The sequence below is a fragment of the Moorena sp. SIOASIH genome (assembly GCF_010671925.1).
GTDB lineage: Bacteria > Cyanobacteriota > Cyanobacteriia > Cyanobacteriales > Coleofasciculaceae > Moorena.
In genome coordinates this window covers 737,425-750,759 of sequence record NZ_JAAHIH010000006.1, presented here as the reverse complement: position 1 = coordinate 750,759, position 13,335 = coordinate 737,425, and the positions used below count along the sequence as shown (strand labels likewise).

Below are 13,335 nucleotides of genomic sequence, written 5' to 3'. Positions count from 1 at the left end.
GTGGGTGGGCTTTGAACTATAAAATCTGACTCAGACCAGGATTTTGTCCCTAAATCCGCCACTACCACTATTATTTTTGTGATTATTATATCGTAAATAGTACAAAAATACTTAATACTATAAAATGGGAGATATGGCAATAAAAGGTGGCACAGGCTTCTAGCCTGTGACCTAACCCATAAGCTGATGGCTGAATGCTTACCACAAAGCTGACCGCTGACCGCTGATAGCTGATAGCTGAATACTTACCCTAGGGGATTTTAGCTAAGGCTTCGCGAACGACATCAGAACCAACACCAACCAAGCAGGAATTTTCGGTTAGATGACGTTTCCAAGCTCTACTACCTGGTTGCCCTGCAAATAATTGCAGCATATGTCTGGTGATTTTGTTAAGCTTAAGACCTTTGGCTACCCAGTGATCAATATAGGAAAACATGGCTTCGACCACCTGATGGCGAGTTGGGGGTATAACTGTCTCGCCATAGATATCACAATCAGCTTTGGCAAACAGATAGGGATTGTCGTAAGCTGCACGCCCAATCATTACCCCATCGACATACTCCCGTTGTTCTTGCACTTGTTCAAGACTAGTGAATCCACCATTAATTTCCACGAATAACTCAGGTAACTCCTGCTTGAGACGATGGACGTCACTGTAACGTAAGGGGGGAATGTTACGATTCTCTTTTGGACTCAAACCCTGTAGCCAAGCCTTGCGGGCATGTACAGTAAAATGCTGACAACCGGCCTCTGAGACAATGCGGACAAAATTAGCCATGTCTTCATAGCGGTCAAGGTGATCAATACCGATACGGTGCTTGACAGTAACGGGTATGTTCACTACTTTAACCATAGCCTCTACACAGCGTGCTACCTGTTCAGGCTGCGCCATCAAACAAGCTCCAAAATTGCCATTTTGCACCCGACTACTGGGACAACCAACGTTGAGATTAATCTGGTCATAGTCCATAGCTTCAGCAATTCGGGCACATTCAGCTAATTCACTGGGAGTGTCACCACCAACTTGTAAGACTAGGGGTTTCTCTTCTGGGGAAAAGCCTAGCAAGCGTTCGCGATCGCCATGGAGAATTGCTGCACTGGTGACCATTTCGGTGTACAGTAATGTCCGTCGTGTAATCTGGCGCATGAAATAGCGATAGTGGCGGTCAGTGCGATCCATCATTGGCGCAATACTTAAGGGATAACCACTACTAATAATTTTGGCTTCAGTTGGAGGTGAATTGGGTGAAATAGCTGTACTCGGAGCAGTCATGGGTTGAGGCAGTTATAGCGCTACGCGCAAGGGCAAGAGGCAAGAGGCAAGAGGCAAAAGGCAAAAGGCAAGAGGCAAGAGGCAAGAGGCAAAAGGCAAAAGGCAAGAGGCAAGAGGCAAAAGGCAAAAGGCAAAAGGCAAAAGGTATGCAGTAAGGGAACAGGGGGTTTAACCCAAAGCGCGACTGCATCAAGAAGCGATCGCATTTATCCCCAGCCTAACAATTTACCTTGACCTGATTGATTTGGTTGAGTTTCAATTGACTTAAACAATCACGCGCTATAACTTTCACCTGCTGATAATTCAATTTCCCTTGACCATTACGCGGCAAAGATTCTACCGCCACCCAATTCTTGGGACACTTGAATTTACTTAAATTACCCTCTACGTTCTGTTGCACCATCGCAACAGAAACCTGATCAGAACTAGGCACAAAAACAGCGGTTACCACTTGACCCCAATAGTCATCGGGTAAACCAATCACACAAACATCACTCACCAGCCCTGTGCCACGAATTACCTGTTCTACCTCAGCGGGAAACACATTTTCACCACCGGTAATAATTTTGTTACTGCGACGCCCAACAGTATATAAGTAACCCTGTTGATCGAAATAGCCTAAATCGTCCGATTGTAGGGTTTGGAGTCTGTTGCGAGATTTACTTAGCTCAGACTCTAGGGCGAGATTTGTGCTAGGGCTATAGTATCCATTGAATAAGGACTTTGCCTCAATAGTAATCACACCGGTAGAGAGCGCCTCCACGATTTCCCCAGTACCATTGCGAATCGTCACCTTGGCATGGGGTAACACCTGACCACAACTATTGTTACCACTGTTACCACTCAGGAAATCCTCAGGTTTAAGGGTGACTACACCAGAAGCGGTTTCAGTCATGCCATAGGTAAGAGCTAAAGGAATACGATATTGTCTTGCTTGTGTTAATAGGGATTCCCAAGCCGGAGCACCCCCTAACAATACTGTCCGAAAGCGAGATAACCACTCAGCCGCATCTTGGTTGATCAGCTTGGCTAGTTGAGTCGGTACCAGAGAGATAAAAAATTCTTTGGGAACAATGTCTCGTCCTTCCCCAGCTTTCAAGGCTTTAAAGGGCAAAATCACCATACGTCCACCGGTGGTTAGCGATCGCATAAACTGCATCAAACCACTGACATGATACAGAGGCAAGACACAAAAGGAATTCACTGGCTTGTTCCCAAAATACTGATGAAACCCTGCTACTGATGCCATCAAGGTTTCCCAAGTGTGAATGGCAAAGCGGATTTTGCCAGATGAGCCCCCTGTGGGAATCATAATGAGTGCTGAAGGCTTATTATTGATTATTGAATATTGAATATTGAGCCTTGAGTGTTGATTATTGAGTATTGATGCATCAATACTCCTGGCTAATTCTCCGATAATTAGATCCGGATGGATTTGGTTAAGGACTTGTTGCCATTCTGGTTTTACCCAGTGGGGATTCCCTAAGAAGACATGACAATTACTGGCAACAGCAGCTACGAAAGCGGCGAGAAATTTAAGAGGATTTTGGTCTACTAAAAGAATTTTCGGTGCTTTTTCCTGAGAAAGTTGGGAGAATTGCTGACAGTATTGCTCAATGAGTTGGTGAAGTTGCTGACTGTCATAGCCAATCAGCCATTGTTCACCAGAACGTTGTTGGACATAGCTTAGGGGCTGTTCGACGTATGAATCCTCCCCACATTTACTCTTTAAAGCTTCAATCATCTAACCAAATTACCTTAAACATTCCAACCTTCAACATTCCAACCTTCAACATTCCAACCTTCAACATTCCAACCTTAAACATTCCAACCTTAAACATTCCAACCTTCAACATTCCAACCTTCAACATTCCAACCTTCAACCCAATAACCAAATAACCTTAAACATTCCAACCTTTAACCATCCAACCTTAAACATTCCAACCTTCAACCATCCAACCTTGGCCTTTCGGCCACGCTACGCGAACAACCATCTCTTAAACCTTCAACATTCCAACCTTGGCCTTTCGGCCACGCTACGCGAACAACCATCTAACCTTAAACCTTAATTAAACCAATGGTTGACACCAAAACCTACAGCACGCTTAAAGTCAGATAGTTCTGCTGCTAGTTGGAGGACCGCTTGTTGACCAATAGTAGTTTCCAAGGCGGATGAAAAGACGGTATCAATTGGATAGGTGTCGCAAAACTGCCGTAATCGTTTCCGAGAACCTGCGATCGCAGCTTTAATCACAAAAATTCCTCGCCATCCCCGCTGGTAACACTGTTCAAGTTGGTCAAGGGTTGCCACCGATTCATCCAATGCGATCGCAGTCGAATAGTTGTGGCTCATCTGCAACATCACATCGAACTGCTCTGGAGGTAGGGGCTGTTCGATAAACTCAACTGCTCCAATAGTGTCACATACCATCAGCCACTGATCAGCTTCTTGTTGAGTCAATCCCCCATTGGCATCCAAACGCAATTGGGCAGAAGCAGGTATTGCTTCAATCAACTCCTGAACTATCTTGACTTCATCCTCAATCGGAGCAATACCAATTTTCCATTTAAAGGTTCGGTATCCCTGATTCCAGGGGGCTTCCCAGGACTGTTTGGCTGTTTCATCACTGGGTAACAGGTAACTGTAGTGTTGTTTGCTTTGTTCAAAGTCCTTTGTCGAAAGTCCTTTGCCCATCACTAGCTCCCAAGCAGATTCAAACCCAAATTGACAGCAGGGGAGTTCAGCAGGAATGGCGAAAATCTCCTCTGTAGTAATCTCCTGAGGTAATTGCTCGCAAAAATTAAAGGCTTGTTCCAGAGTTTCCGAACCAAACCAAGGGATAGGAGCTATTTCACCCCAGCCAATGTTCCCTATTTCATCACTAAGGCTAAGAATGATACCTTCTCTGACTGTCCATTGGCCATGACTAGTAGACAACGGATACTTAAAGGGACGCTGGTATGGGTGAAACTTGAACTTATAATTGGTCATTGATTAATTGCTAATTGCTATTTTTAATTGCTATTGCGCTGCATCCCTATGTAAGCACTCAGCTATCAGCTATCAGCTTTCAGCTTTCAGTGATCAACTTATGGGTTATTCACAGCGTCGAAGCCTGTAGGGTTATTCACAGCGTCGAAGCCTGCAGGGTTATTCACAGGCTAGAAGCCTGTGCCACACAGATGGTGCTTTTGAATAAAATAAGCTGACCGCTAACGGCTGAGAGCTGACCACTGACGGCTGAGAGCTGAGAGCTGAGAGCTGAGAGCTGAGAGCTGAGAGCTGAATGCTTACATCCCGATTCCCGATTCCCGATTCCCGATTCCCGATTCCCGATTCCCGATTCCCGATTCCCGATTCCCTATTCCCTATTCAACACTTCTAGGTTTAGTTAAAACTAATACTCCTAATGTTCCGCCAACAATCGGGTAGTGAGTTGCACGAAAGCCTACTTGCTGTGCTAAAGATTCTTGCTCCGGACCACGGGGGAATCGCTGTATACTCGGCCAGATATAGGCATACTCTTCCTCAAGTCCTTGCTCACGGGCTAGGGGAACAACAATAGTTTCCATATACCACTGTTGAAACTGTCGAAACAGAGCCTGAGACGGTAAGTGAAAGTCAAGAATTGCTGCTTTAGCGCCTGGTTTAAGAATACGGTAAATTTCCTTTAGGCTCTTGGGAATATCTACGACATTACGTAATCCATATCCCATAGTTGCTCCGTCAAAGGTATTGTCAGCAAATGGTAAATCTAAAACATCCGCCTCTAGCCAGTCAATGTGTGGTTCAGAGGATTTTTGTTTTGCGATCGCTAACATCTGGGGAGCAAAATCTACTCCATACACCTTTCCTAGAGTGCCTACTTTCTGGGCTAATAGTCGAGTCAGGTCTCCACTGCCACAACACAGGTCAACACAGGTATCTCCTGGCTTAGGCTCAGCCCATTTAACCGTCATCAGCTTCCAAATCCGATGCTGACCCCAACTGATCCAGTCATTAAGCTGGTCATAGTTAGAAGAGATGTTATCAAAAATTCCCTGAATCTCCTGGGATTGGTCTGACATGATTCGTTCAATGAAGGTTAATTAAGGTTAATTACGAAACCGACACCCAACAAGAGTCCACTCCAAAAATGTAGCGCTACGGCAATAAACTTACAATTACTCACCTTTTGGGGTTGGTTGTGATGAGCGTTAACATGGCGGCAAAGCTTGATAGCAAAAGGCAATCCTACCAAACTGAGTAATGTCGATATGGGGAATAGCCCCATGATCACAAACCCAGCAGTAGCAGCAAATAGGCTACCACAAATCCAGGGCAACAGTTTAGCACCCCTTTTGGTGCCAAGGCGAACAATAGGCGATCGCTTCCCAGCTGCTATATCATCCTTTACTTGGTGAAAATGGGAGCAAAATAGAATTAACATAGTCCCAAGACCCACAATTATCGATGCCGCCAGGTTAGTCACAGACCAACTCTGGGTTTGACTGTAGTAGGCAGCTGACATGCCTAACGGACCAAAGCTCAAAAAGGCCAGAATCTCTCCTAGACCTTGGTAGCCTAAGCGAAACGGAGGTCCTTGGTAGATATAGCCAAGGCTGCAGCATAGCAGTAGTAATCCCATCACCGTTAAGTCTTGCTGCCACCAGCAGATCAGTAGCATGCCAAGGATACCCAGTCCTAAACACAGGTTCCCTAGCCAAAAAATTAACGATTTGTTTCCCGTCAGGTTGACTATGGAGTGAGCTTTGTTTTTATCAATCCCAGTCTCAGAGTCAAACACATCATTACTCAGATTCTCCCAAGCCAGAATCAGAATCGAAGCACTGACAAATGTCAAAAATATCGTCCAATTGAGGTGATTGGTCTCAAACCATGCCACAGCAGCTGCCACCCAAACATAGATAATTGCCACGCTATACATGGGGGGCTTGATGGCTGCTAGCCACAGTTTCCGTTTGGAGCTAGGAGCATTAATTGTGTTTGTTGTCAAAATAGTCACGGAATATGAATGCCAGTCGTGCTAGAGTGACCGTCAAACCATCAACCAATACTGCTGGGACTGTTCAAGCTTTGGGTCAACGGTCTTCAACGGTGTTAAGGGGCAGTCTTCAACGGTGTTAAGGTTCATGTAGGGTGGGCAGTGCACCAGACAGATAATGAAGCTTACAAACCGCGTTGGTAGGCACTGCCCACCCGAAGATTAATGACAATGGTGCAAGATCTCAGTTAAAGGGTGTTAAGGGGCAGCAATAGCAGAATACCATTAATCCCAATCAAGGTCTTGTTTTGATAATACGTCAATTTATGTAAATTTTATTGACAAAATATTAACTAAAGTGATAAAAAAACTACTATTACTATAGGACTTACCCAAAACTGAACCCCAAACTCTATAAGTAGTAGAGTGCGTTAATAACGCACCCTGTAAGTCTTGTAAGCAATCCTAAAAAGTATGACTAAAAAGTATGACCAGTAATGTAAAAGTGCTAGAAAGGGATACTCTAGATATCAAGTCGAAACAGCAAAGATTTGGACTGCCATCTAAATTGGTAGGCTTAGCCTTGGTGATCAAAAAGTATTTTCCAGAAACTATCAATACCTTAAGCAAGGTTATTGGTAATCGAATCAGACTCTTAGAAAGAGCAGAAATGCTGGCAGATGCCACCAGTTTCCAACGCACTGCAATTATTATGTCAGCTGTGAAACTTGGTGTTTTTGATTATCTGCATAAGCATCCCGGAGTTTCTGCTAATTTAGTAGCCAGGGATTTGAATCTTAATTTGATCTCAACTGAGCGATTGCTGAGGGTTTTGGAGAGTCTTGGTTATCTCAAAATTAGCCAAACTAATCATAATCAAGGTTTTGGCTATGTTAATACCCAAATGACTAAGAATTACTTAGTTAGAGAAAGTCCAAGTTATTTGGGAGATTATTACAATCTAGTCTCTCAGACATGGTCATCCTGGTTATCATTAAACTTAACTATCCAAACCGGCAGCTCAAATCAGCAGATGGATTTGTTTAATGGTAATGATGAAACCCTTTATGAGTACTATGCATTTGCTAACGAATATCTGAAAGAACCCTCCCGAGAATTGTTCACTAAAATTCCTCTTGATCAGGTTAAGAGAATTATTACTGGCGAAGTGGGTATTACCTTTATAGGCAAGCTACTGGAACGCAAAACTGATGTAGACTTTGTGCTGGCAGGCTTGGAAAATCAAATTGATTTTTTAGATCGACTTTTAAGCAAGTATCCTTTACCTAAATCTCCGGAAGAGATTATTATATCTGCCGAAGGAAACGCTTTGTCTGACCAGTGGGGTGCTAAAGAAGAATATGATCTTGTCTTCTTATTTAGAAAATTGTCGTACAGCGATTATGGTAGCCAGTTTATCAAAAAATCTTTTCAGGTTTTAAGACCAAAGGGTATGGTGATTATCCTAGAACCTAGCACTGACAGTTTGGTTCCTTCACCATCATTTTTGCCAGAATTAGAAATAATGGATTTATTGATTGGCGGAGTTAAAGCTCCCTCTCTTTACTCTACCGATAAAATTGTTAACCTCTTAAGAGAAGTAGGCTTCATCAAAACTGAAGTGGTGTCTACCCAAAAGGGCAGCTTTTTATTTGTAGTAGGTTGGAAAAATTAATCAGGGATTGTCTATACTAATATCCCCTTGATTTCCGTCTTGACTAGTGAGCAAATAAATGATTTGTCATCCAAACCAAAATTTTTACTACCAAAACTAGGGCTCATCATTTCTTGATGGTGAGCAATTATAGAATTCTAGGGTAAGCGCAAGAAAAATTAAACCAAAATGTGATAGCGATGCAGCGCCGCCAAAGGGGGTTCCCCCCATGAGCGACTGCATCAAGAATAGAGCAAGGATTATGACCATAGTAAGCCTTGATCATCCAGATTATGGCAATTTTTTTCAATAGTTGCGATAAAACCGCCTATTTATTGATTTTTGCCCTTACCCTGCTTTTCTTAATTGCCAAACATGCTTATAATTGATCATTAGTAACTATAAATGCTGTGAATTAAATGTGAATTAAATAAGTTATGTAAATACAAATTAAGAAATATGTAGTAAAGAGCGTTCGCGCAGCGTGGCCATTCGCGTAGCGTGGCCCAAAGGCCAAGGCCAATCGCGTTTGTGTTGTCGTTCATTGAGGTAAACACTCCTGTAATTCAAGAAACCCTATATATGTCAGTCATTCCCTGCCCTGCTAAGCTGTTTCATGAGCCTAAAGAGTTACATCAGTTTCTCTTAGCCTGCCAGAAAAAATCTCAAAAACAAGGTATTGCCAAAATTGCCAGTATTTCTCAAGAAATTCCCCCCCTCGACCCACTGGCTGTTTTTCAGGCAATTCGGGATAGAGCCGCCCCTTTTGCCGCCACGCCCGAGCCCCTACACTTCTATTTTGAAAATAGAAGTAATAAAGAATCAATTGTTGCTATTGATGCGGCTGTTGACCTTAAGTTAGCTGGTGAGCAACGCTTCTATAAAGCCCAACAATTTATCGACTCATGTCTAGCTAACACCATGATTAGTGGTGAAATAGATCAGCGATTGGCTGGACCTCATTTATTCTGTAGCTTTACGTTTTTTGGTGATCAGCTTAATAGTAACCACCCTTTCCCATCTGCCACTATTTTTCTACCTCGTTGGCAAATTTCACTTTGTCAAAGCCGATGTGTAGTAGTGGCTAATCTTGAAATCAACTCTCAAGTTAATCTGGATTGGCTGGTCGAAAGCGTAGGTCGGCAGTTCAATCTAATCACCTCTTCTGGTCGTCTGCTCTACTGTTTTACTGGTAAGGCTAACCATCATCAATTTCTCAAGCAAGATTCAAAAAAAGCCAAAGACTTCAAATTATCGGTTTCATCAGCCTTAAAATCTATCCAAGCCAATCAATTTAGCAAAATTGTCCTTTCCCAAGCCGTGGATGTCGTCTCACCAATACCCTTTAATCTGGTGAAGTCTCTGGACAATTTGCGCCATAACTATCCAGATTGCTATATTTTTTCCATCAGTAACGGCAAAGGCAAAAACTTTATTGGCGCTAGTCCTGAACGTCTGATTAGTATTTACGACCATCAGTTAGAGACGGATGCTTTAGCAGGGTCTGCTCCACGAGGTCAAACCCCAGCTGAAGATGCGGATTTGGCGAACCAATTACTTAGTAGTGGAAAAGAGAGACGTGAACATAACGCAGTGAGTGAATTTATTATCCAACGTCTTTGTCAACTGGGTTTGGAACTGGATTTTTCGCCATCTCCCCAACTGCTGAAACTGTCGAATATCCAGCATTTATGGACTCCGATTAAAGCAGCATTACCAGCTGATGTCAATCCCCTAGATATTATAGCGAAACTGCATCCTACTCCAGCAGTGGCTGGTGTTCCTACCAAAATTGCTTGTGAGCAAATCCGACACTACGAAACCTTTGACCGTTCTCTGTATGCTGCTCCCCTCGGATGGATAGATTATCAAGGCAATAGTGAATTTATCGTTGGGATTCGGTCTGCTTTGATAGCAGGTAATCACGCTCGGCTCTACGCTGGTGCTGGAATTGTTGCTGGCTCTGATCCCAATAAAGAGCTGGCGGAAATTAACCTGAAGCTCATGGTGCTTCTTAAAGCCTTAGTTTAACCCTGTGTTCATTGGTCGTTACTGTTGGATAATCAGTTATAGCAGTTCTCAGGACGAGTGAGCGACATTGCTTATCCCTTTAAGGCAAAAGGCATGCATGGCTATTGGCAATAGTAAAGAGGGTTTTAAGCGATGCAGCGCGGTCTTGGGGAGGCAGTGCGGTCTTGGGGGTTCCCCCCATGAGCAACTGCCGTGGTTTCCCCCATGAGCGACTGCATCAAGACAGGGAATCAGTGTCAAATGATAGTGTACCTCATAACTGCGAGAAACGCTATAAAATAATTTCGATATCATGAATTGTAATAATTATAGTTGATAAATGCTATATAATTTTCACTATGAGTTAAGAGGAAACCGAGATAAACCACGGATTCTTTTTTGCCATGGATTCATGGGTAGCAGCCAAGAATTTCATGAAGCAATATCATTACTCTGTGAGGAATTTTGTTGTCTAGCTGTTGATTTACCTGGTCATGGTAACACCAAAGTTTTAGGTGGGGATGAGTGCTACACCATGCCAAACACTGCTCACGCCTTAAAGGACTTACTAGAGCAGTTAAATTTTGAACCATGCTTTTTAGTTGGCTATTCTATGGGAGGTCGATTAGCTCTCTACATGACCATTCATTTCCCCCAATGTTTTAGTAAAGTAGTACTCGAATCAGCATCTCCAGGGCTAAAGACTCAAGCAGAACAATTAAAGCGCCGTCAACGAGATTGGCAAATTGCCGAAAAATTGGAAACTGGAGATTTATTGACCTTCTTATCAAATTGGTACAATCAGCCTCTGTTCAGCTCCCTCAAGCAGCACCCTAACTTTGAACAAATTATCAAGATTCGACAACAAAATAATCCTCTGGAATTAGCTAAATCTCTGCGTCATATGAGTACAGGATGCCAACCATCTCTGTGGGAATCACTCCAACATAATCAAGTACCTTTGCTTTTGCTAGTCGGAGACTATGATCATAAATTTAAATCGATTAACTCAGAAATAGTAACACTTTGTACAGAAGCTCATTTAAACGTTATTGCTGATTGTGGACATAACATCCATTTTGAGAATGTCAATGAATTTGTTAAAAATGTCAGACAATTTTTGTAGGAATTAGGAATTATAGCAAAGGGAACAGGGAACAGGGAACAGGGAACAGGGAACAGGGAACAGGGAGTAGGGATTAGAGATTAGGGTAGTCAACCGTCAACCGTAAACAAAATCAAATCAATATTTATAATCTTAAAATTAAATGTTGATTAACCTATAGCATTTGTCAGGAAATTATTCTTGAATTTATCCAAAATCCTTATATACTCGATTAACTCTTGCCTCTTGCCTCTTGCCTTCCCCTCCTGGGAGGGGTTAGGGGTGGGTTCCTCTTGCCTCTTGCCTCTTGCCTTTCCTTAAGGGAGTATGTTCACAATTCAAATAAAAATGCTATAATATAATGCCTATTGATTTTCGCAACACCAATAGCCTCTGGGCTTCCATCCTGGTAGAAACCCTACAGCGCTTGGGATTGACCACAGCAATCATCTGTCCAGGGTCACGCTCAACCCCTCTAACTGTTGCGTTTGCTCAACACCCACAGATCGAGGCGATTCCAGTTCTAGATGAACGTTCAGCCAGCTTTTTCGCCTTAGGCATTGCTCGACAATCGGGCAAACCAGTTGTGCTAGTTTGTACCTCTGGCACAGCTGGGGCTAATTTCTATCCCGCTGTGATTGAAGCCAGAGAAAGCCGAGTACCACTATTGGTATTGACTGCTGACCGTCCCCCAGAACTCCAAGATTGTCATTCTGGACAAACCATTGACCAAATCAAATTATACGGCAACTATCCCAACTGGCAAAGTAACCTAGCGGTCCCTAAAGCTGATATCAGTATGCTCCGTTATCTACGGCAAACCGTAGTTCATGCTTGGGAGCGAGCCTCCTTTGGAAGTAATCCGCTAACACATTTTCCTACCCCTGGTCCAGTACACCTAAATCTACCCTTCCGTGACCCCCTCCCACCTATTCCCGACACAACCACTAACCCATTAAAATCCCAATTACAACCAGAAGAATTCTTCGCTCACTGTCAGGAGCAAACTGTAACTGACAACCTGCAACCTACAACTTACAATCTGCAACCTGCAATCGCTAAAGTCATACAGCAGTGGCAAGAATCCGAGCAAGGAATAATTATCGCTGGTCCAGCTCAACCCCAAAATCCCAAAGACTATTGTAATGCGATCGCATCCTTGTCCAAAACCTTAAGATGGCCCGTACTAGCAGAAGGGCTCTCACCGGTAAGAAACTATTGCGACCTCAACCCCAATCTAATTTCTACCTATGACTTGATCCTGCGTAATCCACGATTAGCGCAACAGCTAAAACCCACAATGGTTATTCACATCGGTGAACTACCGATTAGCAAAGAACTGCGTGCTTGGTTGGATAAATGTCAACCGCGACGTTGGGTGATTGACCCTAGCCATCACAACCTCGACCCACTCCATGGCAAAACAACTCATCTGCGGATGAGTGTAGAACAACTGGGGATATGGGTAAAGGAGTTGAAGGTTGACAGGTTGAAGGTTGACAGGTTGAAGGTTGACGGTTCACCACTGTTGAAGGTTGAAAGGTTGAAGGTTGAAAGGTTGAAGGTTGACGCTTCTAACCTGCAAGCTGATAACCTGCAACCTGCAACCAATACCAACCTGCAACCTGATAACCTGCAACCTACAACCAATACCAACCTGCAACCTGATAACCTGCAACCTGATAACCTGCAACCTGATAACCTGCAACCTGATAACCTGCAACCTACAACCAATACCAACCTGCAACCTGCAACCCAACCTTACCTACAAAAGTGGTGTGAGGCTGAAGCGAAGGTCAGGGCAAAGGTTGACCAAACAATGACTAAAATTAGTCAGTTGTTTGAAGGCAAAGCGGCTTGGTTACTGTCCCAATGTCTACCACCGGAAACACCTCTATTTATTGCTAACAGCATGCCAGTCAGAGATGTGGAGTTCTTTTGGAAACCTGGTAACAGGAGGATTCTACCTTGGTTTAATCGGGGCGCTAATGGGATTGATGGTACCTTATCAACAGCTTTAGGTATTGCTCATCGTAATCAAAGTAGTGTGATGCTAACGGGTGACTTAGCATTTTTGCATGACACCAATGGTTTCCTAATTAAAAACAAGTTTGTTGGTCATTTAACCATTATCTTAATTAATAACAATGGTGGTGGCATTTTCGAGATGTTGCCCATTGCCAAATTTGACCCACCCTTTGAAGAATTCTTTGCCACACCCCAAGATGTCAATTTTTCACAGTTGTGTCTGACTTATGGAGTAGAGCACCAGCTGATTCAATCATGGCAGCAGCTCAAGCAAGGTTTA

11 protein-coding genes and 2 pseudogenes are annotated in these 13,335 nt (G+C 43.4%); 5 read left to right on the top strand and 8 right to left on the bottom strand.

The window, feature by feature from the left end; translation table 11 throughout:
- Positions 1–250: 250 nt before the first annotated feature.
- Genes dusA through F6J90_RS35395 form a run of 3 tightly spaced genes read right to left on the bottom strand, consistent with a single transcriptional unit; the run spans position 251 to position 3,017 of the window.
- Positions 251–1,273 carry a tRNA dihydrouridine(20/20a) synthase DusA gene (dusA, locus tag F6J90_RS35405; protein ID WP_293104877.1) on the bottom strand — a complete coding sequence of 341 codons (1,023 nt, stop codon included), beginning with the start codon at positions 1,271–1,273 and terminating at the stop codon, positions 251–253.
- 20 nt (positions 1,274–1,293) lie between these two features.
- The gene (locus F6J90_RS35400) at positions 1,294–1,479 is read right to left on the bottom strand and encodes a hypothetical protein (RefSeq protein WP_293104874.1); all 186 of its coding nucleotides are present in this window, start codon (positions 1,477–1,479) and stop codon (positions 1,294–1,296) included.
- Positions 1,480–1,490: 11 nt separating this feature from the next.
- The gene (locus F6J90_RS35395; protein WP_293104872.1) at positions 1,491–3,017 is read right to left on the bottom strand and encodes a 2-succinylbenzoate--CoA ligase; all 1,527 of its coding nucleotides are present in this window, start codon (positions 3,015–3,017) and stop codon (positions 1,491–1,493) included.
- 25 nt (positions 3,018–3,042) lie between these two features.
- On the opposite strand from F6J90_RS35395, the pseudogene F6J90_RS43905 reads away from it, so the two are divergent.
- A pseudogene (locus tag F6J90_RS43905) lies at positions 3,043–3,144 on the top strand (pentapeptide repeat-containing protein); the annotation flags it as partial.
- Positions 3,145–3,338: 194 nt separating this feature from the next.
- Here F6J90_RS43905 and F6J90_RS35390 read toward each other — a convergent pair.
- From F6J90_RS35390 to menA, 3 genes are all read right to left on the bottom strand, one after another.
- Complete coding sequence (locus tag F6J90_RS35390; RefSeq protein ID WP_293104869.1) at positions 3,339–4,265, bottom strand: o-succinylbenzoate synthase; 927 nt, start codon at positions 4,263–4,265, stop codon at positions 3,339–3,341.
- A gap of 377 nt (positions 4,266–4,642) precedes the next feature.
- Positions 4,643–5,341 (bottom strand): bifunctional demethylmenaquinone methyltransferase/2-methoxy-6-polyprenyl-1,4-benzoquinol methylase UbiE, encoded by a 699-nt coding sequence (gene ubiE / locus F6J90_RS35385; RefSeq protein WP_293104865.1) that lies wholly within the window; start codon positions 5,339–5,341, stop codon positions 4,643–4,645.
- 17 nt (positions 5,342–5,358) lie between these two features.
- The gene (gene menA, locus F6J90_RS35380; protein WP_293104862.1) at positions 5,359–6,270 is read right to left on the bottom strand and encodes a 2-carboxy-1,4-naphthoquinone phytyltransferase; all 912 of its coding nucleotides are present in this window, start codon (positions 6,268–6,270) and stop codon (positions 5,359–5,361) included.
- Positions 6,271–6,844: 574 nt separating this feature from the next.
- Here menA and F6J90_RS35375 point away from each other — a divergent pair.
- Entirely contained in the window at positions 6,845–7,933 is a 1,089-nt protein-coding gene (locus F6J90_RS35375) for a methyltransferase dimerization domain-containing protein (RefSeq protein ID WP_293105318.1), read from the top strand.
- Between the two features lie 561 nt (positions 7,934–8,494).
- Positions 8,495–9,943 (top strand): isochorismate synthase, encoded by a 1,449-nt coding sequence (locus F6J90_RS35370; protein WP_293104859.1) that lies wholly within the window; start codon positions 8,495–8,497, stop codon positions 9,941–9,943.
- A 48-nt stretch (positions 9,944–9,991) separates the two neighbouring features.
- Here F6J90_RS35370 and F6J90_RS35365 read toward each other — a convergent pair whose 3' ends face one another.
- Positions 9,992–10,237, bottom strand: a complete 246-nt coding sequence (locus tag F6J90_RS35365) for a hypothetical protein (RefSeq protein ID WP_293104856.1) — start codon at positions 10,235–10,237, stop codon at positions 9,992–9,994.
- Positions 10,238–10,262: 25 nt separating this feature from the next.
- Between F6J90_RS35365 and menH the strand changes: the two genes are divergently transcribed.
- Both menH and menD read left to right on the top strand, forming a co-directional pair.
- Positions 10,263–11,048 carry a 2-succinyl-6-hydroxy-2,4-cyclohexadiene-1-carboxylate synthase gene (gene menH, locus F6J90_RS35360; protein WP_293104853.1) on the top strand — a complete coding sequence of 262 codons (786 nt, stop codon included), beginning with the start codon at positions 10,263–10,265 and terminating at the stop codon, positions 11,046–11,048.
- 340 nt (positions 11,049–11,388) lie between these two features.
- A pseudogene (menD, locus tag F6J90_RS43900) lies at positions 11,389–12,423 on the top strand (2-succinyl-5-enolpyruvyl-6-hydroxy-3-cyclohexene-1-carboxylic-acid synthase); the annotation flags it as partial.
- A 32-nt stretch (positions 12,424–12,455) separates the two neighbouring features.
- Here the strand turns inward: menD and F6J90_RS43895 are convergent.
- The gene (locus tag F6J90_RS43895; RefSeq protein ID WP_366513976.1) at positions 12,456–12,761 is read right to left on the bottom strand and encodes a pentapeptide repeat-containing protein; all 306 of its coding nucleotides are present in this window, start codon (positions 12,759–12,761) and stop codon (positions 12,456–12,458) included.
- Positions 12,762–13,335: the final 574 nt, after the last annotated feature.

Excerpts from the sequence above, each read along its gene's own strand:
- dusA (WP_293104877.1), bottom strand. The coding sequence starts at position 1,273 with ATGACTGCTCCGAGTACAGCTATTTCACCCAATTCACCTCCAACTGAA.
- F6J90_RS35400 (WP_293104874.1), bottom strand. The coding sequence starts at position 1,479 with ATGCGATCGCTTCTTGATGCAGTCGCGCTTTGGGTTAAACCCCCTGTT.
- F6J90_RS35395 (WP_293104872.1), bottom strand. The coding sequence starts at position 3,017 with ATGATTGAAGCTTTAAAGAGTAAATGTGGGGAGGATTCATACGTCGAA.
- F6J90_RS35390 (WP_293104869.1), bottom strand. The coding sequence starts at position 4,265 with ATGACCAATTATAAGTTCAAGTTTCACCCATACCAGCGTCCCTTTAAG.
- ubiE (WP_293104865.1), bottom strand. The coding sequence starts at position 5,341 with ATGTCAGACCAATCCCAGGAGATTCAGGGAATTTTTGATAACATCTCT.
- F6J90_RS35370 (WP_293104859.1), top strand. The coding sequence starts at position 8,495 with ATGTCAGTCATTCCCTGCCCTGCTAAGCTGTTTCATGAGCCTAAAGAG.
- F6J90_RS35365 (WP_293104856.1), bottom strand. The coding sequence starts at position 10,237 with ATGATATCGAAATTATTTTATAGCGTTTCTCGCAGTTATGAGGTACAC.
- menH (WP_293104853.1), top strand. The coding sequence starts at position 10,263 with ATGCTATATAATTTTCACTATGAGTTAAGAGGAAACCGAGATAAACCA.